This is a genomic window from Paractinoplanes brasiliensis, from assembly GCF_004362215.1.
Classification (GTDB): domain Bacteria; phylum Actinomycetota; class Actinomycetes; order Mycobacteriales; family Micromonosporaceae; genus Actinoplanes; species Actinoplanes brasiliensis.
Map to the genome: position 1 here is coordinate 1,590,590 of NZ_SNWR01000002.1, position 15,142 is coordinate 1,605,731.

Below are 15,142 nucleotides of genomic sequence, written 5' to 3' on the forward strand. Positions count from 1 at the left end.
GTACGGCAAATGCTGCTCGACCCCGGCATGGACCTGACGCTGCGGCCGATGCGGTACCCCCAGTTCTTCGACCGGTTCAAGGACGCCATCAAGAACACCTGGACCGTCGAGGAGGTCGACCTGCACTCCGACCTGGCCGACCTGTCCAAGCTGTCGCCGGCCGAGCAGCACCTGGTGTCGCGGCTGGTCGCGTTCTTCGCCACCGGTGACACGATCGTGGCCAACAATCTGGTGCTCAACCTCTATCAACACGTCAACTCGCCCGAGGGCAGGCTGTACCTGTCGCGGCAGCTGTTCGAGGAGGCCGTGCACGTCCAGTTCTATCTGAACCTGCTCGACACGTACGTGCCCGACCTCGACGAACGCGCGGCGGCGTTCGCGGCCGTCGAGAACATCCCGTCGATCGCCCGCAAGGCCGAGTTCTGCTTCAAGTGGATCGACTCGATCTACGAACTGCGGTCGCTTTCGTCGAAGGCCGATCGACGCGCGTTCCTGCTCAACGTGATCTGCTTCGCGGCGTGCATCGAGGGCCTGTTCTTCTACGGCGCTTTCGCGTACGTGTACTTCCTGCGCTCGCGGGGGCTGCTGCACGGGCTGGCGTCCGGCACCAACTGGGTGTTCCGCGACGAGAGCATGCACATGGCGTTCGCGTTCGACGTGGTCGACACCGTACGGGCCGAGGAGCCCGACCTGTTCGACGACGAGATGCGGCAGCAGGTGCGCGACATGCTGGCCGAGGCGGTCGAGTGCGAGGTGCAGTTCGCCGAAGACCTGCTCACCCAGGGTGTCTCCGGCATGTCCCTGGCCGACATGCGCGAGTACCTGCAGCACGTGGCCGACCGGCGGCTGGCCGCGCTGGGCATCGAGCCACTGTACGGCAGCCGGAACCCGTTCGCCTTCATGGAGCTGCAGGACGTGCAGGAGTTGTCGAACTTCTTCGAGCGGCGCGTGTCGGCGTACCAGGTCGGCGTCTCCGGCTCGGTGTCGTTCGACGACGACTTCTGAGATCTCCAGGGCGCCCGTTGCCGCGGGCGTCCCGGCCCACCTTGCCGCGGCAGTCTGCCCGGTGCTCTACTGGCGGGCGACCCGTCTGAGCCCGGCAGCCACACGGAGGTGGAGAAGATCAGCGGCCGCTCGACCCGGGTGCTCACCGGTCCACAGCTGCAGAGCCTGGAAGAGGCGATCGTCGACGCCTACCGCTCCCGCGACGCGCTCGAACGGGTGCTGCTGTACAAACTCGACAAGCGCCTGTCGCACCATGCCGACGTCAACGCGCCGCTGCCGATGATCGTGTTCCGGCTGCTCGAGGCGGCCACCGGCGGCGGCTGGCTCGAGTCGCTGGTCACAGCGGTGCTGGCCGATCGGGACGGCAATGACGCGCTGCGCAGCTGGGCCGCCGACTGCTGGGCCGCACCGGAGCCGCCCGCCGACCATCAGATGCTCGACAGCGCGTTCTTCGACCTCGACCCGCTCAAGCGCGGGATCATCCACGCCAGGACCAAGGCCACCCGCCGGGTCCTGGGGTTCGGCCTGCACGGCGCCGACCAGCTGGTCGTCAACAAGCTCTGCGAGTGGCTGCGGTACTACCTGTACGAGACCGAGCGCAAGGACTGGCTGCACCTGCGGCCCGAACGCGGCGGGGTCGACCTGCGGCTCAAACAGGTCCGCCGCTACCTGCCCGACCTCGCCATGGTCAACGTCGTCTGCCCGATCCTCACCGAGGGCGCGACCGAGCAGGCCGTCACCGCGTTCTGGGAGGGCATCGGTCAGCACTTCGGCGCCCACGAGTACTGGTTCGTCACGCTGTTCGTCGGTCCGGTGCACCCGGACGGGGTCGTGGTGCTGCCACCGGCGGCCGCCGACGAGACCGACCTGATCCTGTGGGCCCAGCAGCTCGTGTCGCAGCGGCAGTGGCCCCCGCGGCTGGCCGAGTCGTGGACCACGCTGATCACCGCCGAGTGCCGGACAGACGCCGGCCTCGACATGCGCATGCTGTTCGAGGCGATGGACAGCTCGATCCGCCAGGTCCGTCAATCGCCGTCGCAGTTCCGGCGGCAGCTGGAGGAAGTGGGAAGCCGTGCAGACCCGTCACCGCGTTGACACCTCGCTGTGGTTCGACCCGGCCCTCGAACTTCCGCCGTCGCGGCCGATCGAGGACCCCGGCGCGGCCGTCGAAGCCGAGCAGCCCGTGATGCGCGAGGTCGAGCGGGAGCCGTACCGCTTCACCGAGCCCCTGCAGGCCGCGATCAACCTGGCGGTCAGCCTCGGCCGCCCGCTGCTGCTGCAGGGTGATCCGGGAGTCGGCAAGACCCGGCTCGCGCACGCCGTCGCGTACGCGCTGGGACTTCCGCTCGAACAGGCGCACATCAAGTCGACGAGCAAGGGCAGAGACCTGCTCTACACGTACGATGCGGTCCGGCGCCTGCACGACGCCCAGTTGCGCCTGGAGCCGCGCAAGGACGACGTCCGCGAGTACATCCGGCTCGGGCCGCTGGGCCGGGTCATCGCCCGCGCCCACCACGGCCGCCGCTCGGTGCTGCTGATCGACGAGATCGACAAGGCCGACCTGGACTTCCCCAACGATTTGCTGCGTGAGCTGGACGATCTGGCGTTCACCGTCGACGAGGTGCCCGGCTGGGGGTACGCCGTCCCCCGCGACCGACCCGACCTGCGGCCCGTCATCGTGGTCACCAACAACGAGGAGAAGACGCTGCCCGGCGCCTTCCTGCGGCGGTGCGTCTTCCACTACATCGAGTTCCCGTCCGACCGTGCCGACCTGGAGACGATCCTGGGCCTGCACGGCGTCGACCAGCCCGAGCTGCGCGACGCCGTGCTCACGGTGGTCGGCCGTCTGCGCGAGATGGACCTGGTCAAGCGGCCCGGCCTGAGCGAGCTGCTCGACTGGGCCGGTTTCCTGCAGGCGGTACACACCCCGCCCGGCCAGGTGGCCGCCCTGCCCTACGTGGACGCGCTGCTCAAACAGCGCTCCGATCAGGTGCGGGCCGCCGAGCGGCTGCTGCGGCAATGACCGGCGCCGAGCTGCCCGGCTTCGTGGCCGAGCTGGTCGCCCGGCTCCGGCGGCGAGGGCTGCCGCTCGGCGTGGACGACTGCCGCACGCTGCGGTCGGCCGTGGCGGCCGGGTTCGGCGTCGGGTCGGCGGCCGATTTCGAGCAGCTCTGCATCAGCCTGTGGGCCAAGTCGCTCAGCGAGCAGGAGACGGTCCGCGCGGTCCTGGCCGGCGTCGAACTCCCCCGATGGGACGCCACCGGCACGCCCGCCGAGCCGGGGTCCGTGCCTTCTGTGGAGACGCCTCACCGAGTCCCCTCACCGCGCGAAGACCCCGCACCCGATTCGCCGGCGCCACCCGCTCCGCAGCCGCCCGAGGTGCCGCGCGTGCAGCCGCTGACCGGCATGGCGCTGCTTCCCCCCAGCACCGGGCAGACCGACGCGTCGCTGGCCGTGGCGGCCCAGTTCCCGCTGACCGCCCGCGAGATCGCGCAGACGTGGCGCCGGCTGCGCCGCCCGGTCCGCTACGGCACGCCGTCGGAGGTCGACCTGGACGCCACCCTCGACCGGCACGCGCGTACCGGGGTCTTCGAGGGGCCGGTGCTGGTCCCGCCGCGGCGCAACACCGCCCGCCTGCTGCTGCTCGTCGACCGGCACGGCTCGATGACGCCGTACGAGCCGTACGTGGAACACCTGGTCCGCGAGATCCGCAACGCCGGCCGCCTCGAATCGATCGACCTGTGGTACTTCCACAACCTGCCCAGCAACCGGGTCGACACGACCGTGCTCGGCGGCCTGACCGACCCGTTCGACCCGCGCCTCGACCCCGTGCTCGACCTGATCGCGCCGATGGGCACCGGCCGCCTCTACGCCGACCCCGACCTGACCCAGCCCCGCCCGTTCCCGGCCGTGCTCGCCGGCATCACGCCCGGCGCCACCGCCGCCGTGATCAGCGACGCCGGCGCCGCCCGCGGAACCCTGCAGACCGGCCGCCTGGTCGGCACGGTGGCCATGCTCAAGGCGTTGCGCGCGGTGCCGTGCCCGGTCGCCTGGATCAACCCGGTGCCCGCGGCCCGCTGGGGTTCCACCACCGCCGAACAGGTCGCCCGGCACGTGCCGATGTCCCCGCTGACCGCCGAGGGCCTGCACCGGGCCGTCGACGCCCTGCGCGGCCGGCCCCATCCCACGGAGCGGCCGCTGTGAGCGCCTGGACCACCAGCCTGCTCTATCAGGCACGGACGCTGCTGCCCCGCGGCGCACTGGAACTGGCCTGTCACGCAGCCGTTCCCGCCGTGCTCGACCCCGGCTTCCTGCACCTGCTGCGGATCAACTTCTTCCTCGACCCGCCGCTCGTGCTGAGCCACGAGGTGGAGGCTTCGCTGCTCCACTCGCCACTGTTCCACGAGACGGGCGACGGCCTGTACGAGGTCGACCCGCAGCTGCGCCGCCGGTTGCTGGCCGGGCTCGACGCCGCGTACGGGCTGGACCGCCTGAAAAAGGTGGCGCTGCTGCTGGAGCAGTACACGAACACGGCCGACCCGTGGCAGCCGCGCGAACTCGAATACGCGCAGCGGCTGACCGCCCTCAGCATGATCGACCCGGCCCGCGCCGCCGACTGGCTGGCCGGGGCGCAACAGAGCCGGACCGGGCAGGAAACGCTCGGCCAGGAGTGGTTCGTCGCCATGCGCGAACGCCTCGCCCAGCCGGAAACCCTCGCCTCGGAGTTCGCGCTGCTGCGTAGCCAGGTCCTGCACCCCCAGCCGACCCGGCCCGAGACAGTGAGCGCGCTCGGCGAGCTGGCCCTGCTGCCCGGCGCCGACCTGGACGAGGTCCTGCCAACGCTCGTCCTTCTGGCACACAGCAACGCCCTGGCCGCGGAGATCGTCGCGACGCTGCGGGCCCTCTTCCCGTCCGAGCCGGCCCCCGCCGAAGTGGTGGACGGCGGGCCGACGCTGCTCGACCTGCTCGGCCTGGACCCGTCGGAGCGTGACGACCTGCGCCTGGTCAGCCGGTGGAGGTCGGGCCGGGACTTCCTGCGCGTGCCGATCGGGGTCTCCGCCGACGGCGAGCCGGTGCTGTTCGACCTCAAGGGACCGGCTCAGGAGGGGATGGGGCCGCACGGCCTCCTCGTCGGGGCCACCGGCAGCGGCAAGTCGGAACTGCTGCGCACGCTGGTGACCGCCCTGGCCGTCACGCACCCGCCCGACCAGGTCAACTTCCTGCTTGTCGACCCGTACGGGGGTTCCGGGTTCGCGCCGTTCGAGAGCCTGCCGCACACGGCCGCCGTCATCACCGATCTGCGGGACGAGCCGGGGATGATCGAACGGCTCTCCGACGCGATCAGCGGGGAGCTGGTCCGCCGGCAGGATCTGCTGCGCCGGTCCGGCGACCTCGCCACCGTCCGCGAGTACGAGCAGGCCCGCCCCGCCGATGCCGAACCGGTCCCGACGCTGCTGATCATCGTGGACGAGTTCAGCGCGTTGCTCGCGGCGGTGCCGAGCTTCATCGATCTTCTCCTCCAGGTCTTGCGGCTGGGCCGTTCGCTGGGCGTGCACCTGCTGCTGGCCGGCCAGGGGGTCGCGGAGGGCCGCCTGCGCGGCCTGGAGACGCACCTGTCGTACCGGCTGGGCCTGCGAATGTTCTCGGCGGCGGAGTCACGGGTCGTTCTCGGCGTGCCCGACGCGTACGAGCTGCCCTTGGCGCCCGGACACGGCTACCTGAAGTACTCCGGTGACACCCTGGTGCGATTCAAGGCCGCTTACGTCTCCGGGGACAGGCCCAGCATGCTCGAATCCGTTGTGGACAGCCTCCGGGGTTACGGCTGGCCCGCGCGCCGGATCTGGTTGCCTCCACTCGACGGGTCGCCGGCGCTCGACGAGCTGGGCGGCCCGGTCGTGGCCGATCCCGTACGCGGTCTCCGGTTCGCCGACGCCGATCAGGACGAGTTCCGGGGCGTGCCGATAGCGCTGGTGGACATGCCGTTCGAGCAACAACAGGACGTGCTGTGGCTGCGGCTGGGCTCAGGATCCGGGCACAACGTCGTGATAGTGGGTGAGGCCTGGTCCGGCAAGTCCACCACCCTGCGGGCGCTCGTCTGCGGGCTCGCCCTGACCCGGACACCGGAGGAAGCCCAGGTCTATTGCCTCGGTCTCGACGGGGACTTGCTGTCACCCCTGCGCGTCCTGCCCCACGTCGGCGCCGTGACCGGATCGGCCGAGCCGGCAACGGTGCGGCGGGTGATCGATCTGGTCGACAGCCTGCTCCGCCGTCGCGAGCAGATGTCCGGCTCGCTCGGGGCGGCAGCCGGGGACCCCTCGGATGTGTACCTCCTCGTCGACGGCTGGGACACCGTTCGCAGCGACTTCCCGGATCTCGAGCTGACCGTCAAGAAGTTCGCGAGGCGCGGCTCCGCGCACGGAATCCATGTAATGGTCACCGCGACAAGCTGGGCGGTGATCTCGCCGGGCCTGGCGGACACGTTCGAGGTCAAGCTGGAACTGCGGTTGGACGATCCGGCGCAGTCCACGATCGACCGTCACGCGGCGAGCACCGTCATGCCTCGTCCTGGTCACGGCATCACGACCGGGGGAACGACAAGCCGGGGGCGTCACCTGGTGACCGCACGGCCGGAGCTGACCACCATGGACGAGGCCCGGCTGATCGAGTCGATCGCCAAGAACTGGCGCGGGAAGCGGGCGCCGCAGGTTCCCTCCCTGCCGCGCCACATCCCGTACGAGGCCTGCGAACCGGACACCGGCTTGCGGCTGCCGATCGGGGTCGCCGAGGACACCCTGGAGCCGGTGAGCCTGGACTTCCGGTCGGACCCGCATGTGACGGTGAGCGGTGACGACGGCAGTGGCAAGTCCACGTTCCTGCGTGCCCTGGCCACGACGATCACCCGGCAGCTCGCACCGGACGATGTTCGGATCGCCGTCGTCGACTACCGGCGTTCCCTGCTCGGCGCTGTGCCGTCCGACTATCTCTACGGCTTTGCCGAGACCGCCGAGGCGACCGCCGAACTGGTCGCGCACATCGCTCAGGAAATGCGGGAGCGCCTGCCGGGACGCGACGTGACCGCCGAGCAGTTGCGCCGCCGTTCCTGGTGGGCCGGCCCGGAGATGTTCGTCCTGGTCGACGACTACGAACTCGTCACGGGTGACACTGGGCCGCTCGCGGCGCTGCGCGAGCTCGTGTCTCACGGTCATGACATCGGAATGCACCTGGCGATCACCCGTAGCCCGGCCGACACCAACCCCATCATTCACGATCCAGTTCTGTCGGTGCTGGACGAGATGTCGTCGCCCACCCTGCTTCTGTCCAGGTGGCCCGAACCGTCCGGAAACGGCTCGCCGCCGGGCCGAGCCCGGCTGACCACCCGGCGCATGGACAACCGCGTCATTCAGCTGTACGACCTGCCTCGCGCTTCCTGAAAGGACACGCGGCGGCACCCCCACCCGCCGCGCCCACGGCACCCGGGGACACCCGCACCCGCCGCACCCAGCGGCACCCCCCACCCGCCGCGCCCACGGCACCCGGCAGCACCCGGCAGCGTCCGCGGCGGACACGGTCACGCGCGTACGCCGGACGGACGAACTTGCCCTGACCGAGATCGCGCGGATCATGACGATCGCCACCTGCTGAACACCGCCGCGGCGGGGACGGCTCGGTTGTGGTCGGGCACGTGCCATTTCGATCGGCCGGGGTCGCCTGCCTGGTGGATGGCGGCCAGTTCCATGGCGAGTGTGAAACAGGGTGAGCCCGATGAGCCGCCGTCCGTGTTGGCGGTGTGGCGCAGGCGAGTGCCGTTCGGGTTCACGTCGAGCACCTGGCCGAGCGTGAGCCGCATCGGTTTGCCCTGGATGTGTTGCAGCACGAGCAGGTCGTCGCCGGCGCGGAGCGGGCCGGGGGCCAGGCGTTCGATCCAGCCGCGGCTCTCGGCTCCGGGCTCGGGTTTCGCCCCCACCGGCTGGCTGCCCAGCTCGCCGGCCAGGCGCAGCACCGCGAAGTCGAGCTCACCGGGGGCGGGGACCTGGTCGGACGGGCCGGGCAGTTCCTCGAACGCGCTGGGCGGCGCGGCGGCGACCTGCCAATCGCCGGCCAGCCGATGCAGGGTTTCCCCGTGGTCGAAGCTCAGCTCGATGTCGGCGCCGCGCAGCTCGCCGGTGAACAGTCCACCGACGACGTGGTGGCTGGTCAGGCACAGGTCGGGACCGACGAGGAAACCTGTGCCCAGTGGCACGGAGCCGGTGGCCGTACGGCGGGCGAGCAGGCACACCTGCGCCTCGGCGGCGGCCAGGGCGGCCCGGAACTTGGCCGGTTCGACAGCGGGCGCGCGGATGTTGAGGATGCTCTCGAGCCCGCCCGACTCGATCGTCGGGCGCCGGCGCTGGGCCACCTCGAAGAGCCGGGGCTCGGACGGCCGCGACTGCCGGGCGGCCAGCACCAGCCGGTCGAGCCAGCCCTCCGAGTCGGCCGCCATGATCAGGTCGAACACGACGGACTCGTAGTCGGGTTTCATCGTGATGCGGTGGCGGTGTTTGCCGAGGCGGTAGAAGAGCATCTGGTCGAGCCGGTCGGGCAGGAAGCTGTCCAGCAAGGCCTCGCTCAGGAGCCGGGCGCTGTCACCGTCGATGGGCATGCCGCATCCTCTCAACCGGCACCGACAATTTCACCGCCCGGCGTGCCGCTTTGCCGGGGCGGCGAGATCTGCCTTACCTGGGCCGCCAAGATCTGCTTTCCCGGGGCCGCCAAGATCTGCTTTCCCGGGGCCGCCGAGATCTGCGCCATGCCGGACGGTCGATCAATGGCCGAGGGGTCGTCTCGCGCAGTACGGTGACGGCGTGGCTTTCAAAACTGAGCTGACCAGCGAAGACCTTAGTGAGATCCGGCAGTCCGCCCTGGGCGCGGCCGACCCGCTCGGCATTGCCGCCGACCTGGCCGACGCGGCCGAGGCGGGGCGCCTCGCGGACAAGGACGACGCGGGCTATGCCCTCGCGCTTGCCGCCGAGATCGCGGAGAGCCGCACGAAGCTCGACGCCGCGCTTCGCTATGTGGAGCGCGCCGTGGAGGCGTACGGGGAAAGGGACGACAGTCAGGCCGGTGGGGCGAAGGCCCTGCGTGCGCGGATCCTGTTCCGGCTGGGTCGTGCCGACGAGGCGATGGCCTCGCTCGAGCCGCTGCGCCCGCTGCTGACCCAATACCCCGACGCGGCCGCCTACATCACCGCGGCCCTCGGTGCGGGTCAGGAGCACCGGCTCGCCGAGAAATGGCTGACCGAGGCCGTCCAGGATGCTCTGGCCGCCTCCGGCAGCACGACCGAGCCGTCGTCGGCCGAGGACGCCGGGGTGCTGTTCTTCCTGCTGCAGCAGCGGCACCGCCTGCGGCACGCCCTGGGCCTGCAACACGACACGCACGACAACCTGGCGGAGCGGCTCGAGACCCGGCTGGCCAACGCCGGCGCGGCGTCGAACGACCAGGTCGACCTGCTGTTCTTCCGGCAGCCCGAGTTCGACCGGCTGCTTTCCGAGCTCCCGGCGCTGACCTCGGCGTTCGGCGCGGACTGGGACGAGCACCGGGCGATCCTCGAGCGCGAGCTGGTGCGTCTGACCAACACCGGCCGTACGGGTCTGACCGTGCTGCCCGCCACGGTGGTGGGACTGACCGGTTTCGCCGGCGCCGACGGTGACGTGGCCGACGCCCGGACGCGGTCGGGCTACGCGCAGCAGCTGGCCGGGCGCGAGGGGCAGATCCCCTGGCCGCCGGAGCGCAATGCGGCGTGCTGGTGCGGTTCGGGCAACAAATACAAGAAGTGCTGCCTGCCGCGCTCGCGGTGACGACTAGACTCCTGGGGTGACCGATCCTGATGAGGATCCGCTGGTTCCTTATCAGGACTCGGACGCCGGACCCGCATCCCAGCGCGGCGAGTGGCGCTGGCTGATCATCACGGTCGTCGTGCTGCTGTTCGTGTGCGGTGGCTTGGCCGTGGCGGTGAACGCGTGGCTGGGCGACAACGCCGCAAAGGTCCGCGACTCGGTGGCCGCACACCTGCCCTGACCACCACGACGCGACCCTCACCCTGCGTCTGCAGCCCTGCGATGTGCTTGCCCGGGTGCGGTCCCGTCGCCGTTCGCTGAGAAACTGTCGTACCCCCGGTGTTGAGTGACTGGCATGACGATCGCCGTGACCACGCCCACCGGAAATGTCGGCTCCCGTGTCGTCCGTCTGCTCGTGCAGGCGGGCGAGCGGCCACGCGTGCTCACGCGCCACCCCGACAAACTCCCCGCCGATCTGCGACCCCTCGTCGAGGTGGCGCAGGGCGACCTGCTCGATCCGTCGTACGTCGCGGGCGCCCTGCGAGGCGTCGACGCGCTGTTCTGGGCCTGCCCCGAGTCGTTCGCCGCGCCCGACCCGCTGGCCGACATGGTGACCATGGGCGCGTACGCCGCGGCCGCCGTCCGGGCCGCCGGAGTGGCCGGCGTTGTGCAGGTCAGCAGCGTGGGCGCCGAGCGGCGGCACGGCGCCGGCCTGATCGACGGCCTTGCCCGCAACGAGGAACAGCTGCGCGGCACCGGGGCCGACGTGTTGACGCTGCGCTGCGGTTACTTCTTCACCAACCTGCTCGGCATGCTCGACGCCCTGCGGGCGGGGGTGCTGACCACCACGATGCCGCTCGACCGTCCCCAGGCCTGGGTCGACCCGCGTGACATCGGCGAGGTGGCCGCGGCCCGCCTCCTGGCCCGCCGGCCCGGCAGCTCGATCGCGGCGGTGCACGGCCCGGCCGACCTGAGCTGGGCCGAGGCGGCGTCGATCCTGTCCGCCGCCACGGGCCGCCCGATCACGGCGCAGCAGATCACCGACGACGAGCTGCGCCGGGCCCTGCTCGCCGCCGGCCTGAGCGAGCCCGCCGCGGCCGGGGTGGCCGGCATGACCGCCGGCACCCGCGACGATTTCGTGCCCGAGCAGAAACGCGACTACGCGACCACCACCCCAACGACCCTGCAGGCGTGGGCCTACGCAACGCTGCGCCCCCTGCTGGAGTGATGCCGCACCCCATCGACCGCGAAAGACCGCACCGCCTCGCAACGCCGGCTGCCGCCGAAGTAGCGCTCCCCCGCCCTCGCTTTCAGCTCCCCTGGGCCCCCACCCTCGCGCCAGCGGAGTCTTCCACCTGACACCCCCAGGCCGCCGTCCCGGCCGACGCCAAGCTCGCGCCCCTGCGCGGCGGGTTGACGCCCCACGCCCTGTCCACGCTGACCCTGACCCGCACCCGTGGGCGGGCGGACTCTTCCGCCCGACGCCCCCACGCCGCCGTCCCGGCCGACGCCAAGCCCGCGCCCCCTGCGCGGCCGGTTGACGCCCCACGCCCTGTCCACGCTGACCCTGACCCGCACCCGTGGGCGGGCGGACTCTTCCACCTGACGCCCCCAGTCCCGGACGTCGCTGAGCCCGCACTCTCGCGCGGTGGCGGCTCCGCCTGACGCCCCGACGACCCCGTCCCCGCTTCCCCTGGGCCCACACCCTTGCGCGGCCGGGAATCCTCCACCTGACGCCCCTACCCCCTCGTCCCGGCCCGACGCTGAACTCGCGCCCTTGGGCGGCCGGGATCTTCCAGTTGAGGCCCCGACGCCCTCGTCACAGCTGACACTGAGCCCGCGCCCCGCGCGGCTGGCATCTTCCGCCTGACGCCCCCGTCCCGGCCGTCGCTGGGCCCGCGCCCTTGGGCGGGCGGGATCTTCCAGGTAAGCTTCCGGCTTACACGTGTAAGCCGACGTAAGGAGCCACCGAAGAGCCGTTGTGACGCCGGACTTCGGGCGATGCTGATCGGAACGGCTGCGGCCGGGCCGCGCAACTCACCAGAGCGGCACGACAAACAAGGGCCGGGCAGTTCGCCGGGGCCGTCACGGCTCGAGGACCGCGCAGCTCATAAGGCCGCGCCGCTCGCAAGGGCCGCGCCGCTCGCAAGGGCCGCGCCGCTCGCAAGGGCCGCGCCGCTCGCAAGGGCCGCGCAGCTCACGTGGGTGGCGCGGGGAAGCGGGACGCGGCGCTGCGGTGAGGCGGGCGGGACCAGCCGCATGGGCGGGATGTAACACCGGATCGAAGAGAGGGCGTTATGGCCAACGTTGAGGACCTGCTGGCGCGGATGTCGGCCGAGGAGAAGGCGGCGCAGCTGACGCAGTACTTCTACTTCAAGCTGCCGGCCGACGCGCAGCCCGACCCTGCTCTGGGGCTTGACGTCGAGGCCCAGCCCCGCGGTGTCGAGGAAGCGCTGACTCGCGGCGGGGCCGGGTCGCTGTTGTTCGTGAAGGACCCGGCCGAGACGAACCGGCTGCAACGCCAGGCGATCGAGGGGAATCCGCAGGGGGTGCCGCTGCTCTTCGGGTTCGATGTGATCCACGGGCTGCGCACGATCTTCCCGGTGCCGATCGCCATGGCCGCGTCCTGGGATCTGGAGACGATCACCCGGGGCCAGGCCGTCGCCGGGCGGGAGGCGCGAGCCGTCGGCATCCACTGGACGTTCGCGCCAATGGTTGACATCGCCCGGGATCCGCGGTGGGGGCGCATCGTCGAGGGGGCCGGCGAGGACCCGTTCCTGGGCGCTGCCGTGGCGGCGGCGCAGGTCAAGGGCTTCCAGCAGCACATCATCGCCGGGCCGAAGCACTTCGCGGGTTACGGCGCGGCGGTCGGCGGGCGCGACTACGACGAGGCCAACATCAGCGAGTACGAGCTGCGGAACGTCTACTTCCCGCCTTTCCGGGCCGCGATCGACGCCGGCGCCGGGAACGTCATGACGGCGTACATGGATCTCAACGGCATCCCGGCCTCGGCCAGCCACTGGTTGTTCACCGAGGTGCTGCGGGACACGTGGGGTTTCGACGGGTTCGTGGTGAGCGACGCCAACGCCGTCCGCAACCTGGTCACCCACGGCTACGCACGTGACCTGCCCGAGGCGGGCGCCCGCGCGGTGACGGCCGGGGTCGACATGGAGATGGCCATGGGCGAGCCCGCGTACGGCATGATCGCCGGCCAGGTCGACGACAAGGTGCTCGACGAGCGGGCCCGCAAGATCCTCGAGGCCAAGGACAAGCTGGGCCTGTTCGACAACCCGTACGTGGATGAGGACGCGGCCCGCGAGGTCCTGAACGACCCGGCCCACCGCGACGCCGCCCGGGTGGCCGCCCAGCGCTCGGCCGTGCTGCTGCGCAACGAGGGCAACCTGCTCCCCCTCGACCCCTCCGCCCTCGGTTCGATCGCCGTCGTCGGCCCGCTCGCCGATTCCCGCCGCGACATCCTGGGCCCGTGGGTGTTCGACTTCGACCTCGACGAGACAGTCACCGTGCTGGAGGGCATCCGGAAGGCGGCGGGCGACGCCGTACGGGTCGACCACGTCCAGGGCATCCCGGTCGCGCAACGCACCTTCCCGTCGATGTTCGACATGTTCGGCCGCAACCGCCCGTCCGACCCCGAGGGTTTCGACCCCGACGCGGAGTTCGAGCGTGCGATCACCGTCGCCACCGCCGCCGACGTCGCCGTTGTTGTCGTGGGCGAGTGGCAGAACATGATCGGCGAGGCCGCGTCCCGGTCCTCGCTGGAGCTTCCCGGCCGCCAGCTCGAGCTGCTGCAGGCCGTGGTGGCCACCGGCACCCCGACGGTCGCGCTGGTCATGAACGGCCGCCCGCTCGACCTGCGCTGGGCCGTCGAGCACGTGCCGGCGATCCTCGACATCTGGTACCCGGGCACCCAGGGCGGTCACGCCGTCGCCGACCTGCTCTTCGGCGCGGTCTCCCCCGGTGGCAAGCTGCCGTTCACCTGGCCGCGCACGGCGGGGCAGATCCCGATGACGTACGCGCACACCATCTCGCACGAGCCGGAGAACCAGACCCGCCGTTACTGGGACGAGGCGAGCACCCCGCTGTTCCCGTTCGGGCACGGCCTGAGTTACGCCACGTTCACCTACGACGACCTCACGATCACCCAGCATTCCCCCGTACGGGATGGGCTTGTGACCGTGTCGGCCGAGGTGACCAACGAGTCGGAGCGCGACGCGGCCGAGGTTGTGCAGCTCTATCTGCACCAGCGCCACGGCAGCGCGTCCCGGCCCGTACGGGAACTGAAGGGTTTTCAGCGCGTCGTGGTGCCCGCCGGGTCGAGCCGGCGCGTCGAGTTCACGATCGGCCCCGAGCAGCGGCGCTACTGGCACGCCGCCGCCCGCGACTGGGTGCTCGACGCGTCCACCTTCGACGTCTGGGTCGGCGGCAGCTCCGAGGCCGAGCTGAAGGGCACGTTCCAGGTCGACTAACCCTGGGCCTCGACCGCCAGCGGCTGCCATTCGCGCCAACCGGCCAGGCGCGACTCGTAATCGGCGGTCGCGATGCCGAGCGGACCCTCGCCGAAGAACACACGCAGCGGCGGGTTCTCCGCGTCCACGATCTTGAGAATGGCCGTGCGGGTCGCTCGCGGGTCGCCCGGGTTGGACACCCGCGAGCGGCGGCCCTCGGCGGCGATCTCGCGCACCTTGTCGTACTCCGGCAGCTGCGTCGCGTGCTTGGCCGACGCGCCACCCCAGTCGGTGCTGAACCCGCCCGGCTCGACGATGGTCACCTTGATGCCGAAGAGCGCGACCTCCTGCGCGAGGGCCTGGCTGAAGCCCTCGAGCCCCCACTTCGACGCGTTGTAGATGCCGATGTTGGGGAAGGCCGAGATCCCGCCGATCGACGACACCTGGATGATGTTGCCGCCGCCGCTCTCCCGCAGGTACGGCAGCGACGCCTGGGTGACCCACAGCGCCCCGAACAGGTTGGTCTCGATCTGCAGGCGCGCCTCTTCCTCGCTGACCTCCTCGATCATGCCGAACTGCCCGTAGCCGGCGTTGTTGACGATCACGTCGAGCCGCCCGAAGTTCTCGTGGGCCCGAGCCAGCGCCGCGATGACGGCCCCACGGTCGGTCACGTCCAGGGGGAGAGGCAGAACCCTTTCCCCGTACGCCTCCACGAGCGCGTCAAGCGTGGAAACGTCCCGCGCCGTCGCCGCGACGCGGTCGCCCCGTTCCAGCGCCGCCTCGGCCCATTCCCGTCCGAAGCCGCGGGAAGTGCCGGTGATGAACCAGGTCCTGGCCATGGATGGATCCCCTCTCGAGTGT

At 71.2% G+C, this 15,142-nt stretch carries 11 protein-coding genes; 9 read left to right on the plus strand and 2 right to left on the minus strand.

The features are described 5' to 3' along the window. The first annotated feature begins 9 nt into the window (after nucleotides 1-9). The 5 genes from C8E87_RS39225 to eccCb all read left to right on the plus strand — a co-directional run bounded on the left by C8E87_RS39225 (nucleotide 10) and on the right by eccCb (nucleotide 7,436). A complete protein-coding gene (locus C8E87_RS39225) occupies nucleotides 10-1,005 on the plus strand; it encodes a ribonucleotide-diphosphate reductase subunit beta (protein ID WP_133879230.1) in 996 nt (331 codons plus the stop codon). A gap of 108 nt (nucleotides 1,006-1,113) precedes the next feature. After that, nucleotides 1,114-2,100, plus strand: coding sequence for an effector-associated domain EAD1-containing protein (locus C8E87_RS39230; RefSeq protein ID WP_133878415.1), 987 nt, complete (start codon nucleotides 1,114-1,116; stop codon nucleotides 2,098-2,100). After that, on the plus strand, nucleotides 2,078-3,028 hold the full coding sequence (locus C8E87_RS39235) for an AAA family ATPase (protein WP_239080066.1): 951 nt from the start codon (nucleotides 2,078-2,080) through the stop codon (nucleotides 3,026-3,028). Before C8E87_RS39230 ends, C8E87_RS39235 begins: the two co-directional genes overlap by 23 nt. Next, entirely contained in the window at nucleotides 3,025-4,209 is a 1,185-nt protein-coding gene (locus C8E87_RS44065; RefSeq protein ID WP_166661429.1) for a hypothetical protein, read from the plus strand. Before C8E87_RS39235 ends, C8E87_RS44065 begins: the two co-directional genes overlap by 4 nt. Further along, the gene (gene eccCb / locus C8E87_RS39240) at nucleotides 4,206-7,436 is read left to right on the plus strand and encodes a type VII secretion protein EccCb (protein WP_166661430.1); all 3,231 of its coding nucleotides are present in this window, start codon (nucleotides 4,206-4,208) and stop codon (nucleotides 7,434-7,436) included. The genes C8E87_RS44065 and eccCb overlap by 4 nt, the downstream gene beginning before the upstream one ends. Nucleotides 7,437-7,624: 188 nt before the next feature. On the opposite strand, the gene C8E87_RS39245 is transcribed toward eccCb, so the two are convergent. Next, entirely contained in the window at nucleotides 7,625-8,644 is a 1,020-nt protein-coding gene (locus C8E87_RS39245) for an effector-associated domain EAD1-containing protein (RefSeq protein WP_133878417.1), read from the minus strand. Nucleotides 8,645-8,846: 202 nt separating this feature from the next. Here C8E87_RS39245 and C8E87_RS39250 point away from each other — a divergent pair, with 202 nt between their 5' ends. The 4 genes from C8E87_RS39250 (at nucleotide 8,847) to C8E87_RS39265 (ending at nucleotide 14,302) form a co-directional block, all read left to right on the plus strand. Continuing rightward, nucleotides 8,847-9,839, plus strand: a complete 993-nt coding sequence (locus C8E87_RS39250) for an SEC-C metal-binding domain-containing protein (RefSeq protein WP_239080065.1) — start codon at nucleotides 8,847-8,849, stop codon at nucleotides 9,837-9,839. 16 nt (nucleotides 9,840-9,855) lie between these two features. Continuing rightward, a complete protein-coding gene (locus C8E87_RS39255) occupies nucleotides 9,856-10,059 on the plus strand; it encodes a hypothetical protein (protein WP_133878419.1) in 204 nt (67 codons plus the stop codon). A 114-nt stretch (nucleotides 10,060-10,173) separates the two neighbouring features. Further along, nucleotides 10,174-11,046, plus strand: coding sequence for an NmrA family NAD(P)-binding protein (locus tag C8E87_RS39260; protein WP_133878420.1), 873 nt, complete (start codon nucleotides 10,174-10,176; stop codon nucleotides 11,044-11,046). Nucleotides 11,047-12,115: 1,069 nt separating this feature from the next. Further along, the gene (locus tag C8E87_RS39265) at nucleotides 12,116-14,302 is read left to right on the plus strand and encodes a glycoside hydrolase family 3 N-terminal domain-containing protein (RefSeq protein WP_133878421.1); all 2,187 of its coding nucleotides are present in this window, start codon (nucleotides 12,116-12,118) and stop codon (nucleotides 14,300-14,302) included. Here the strand turns inward: C8E87_RS39265 and C8E87_RS39270 are convergent. Continuing rightward, nucleotides 14,299-15,120, minus strand: a complete 822-nt coding sequence (locus tag C8E87_RS39270) for an SDR family oxidoreductase (protein WP_133878422.1) — start codon at nucleotides 15,118-15,120, stop codon at nucleotides 14,299-14,301. The genes C8E87_RS39265 and C8E87_RS39270 overlap by 4 nt on opposite strands. Between the last annotated feature and the right edge of the window lie 22 nt (nucleotides 15,121-15,142).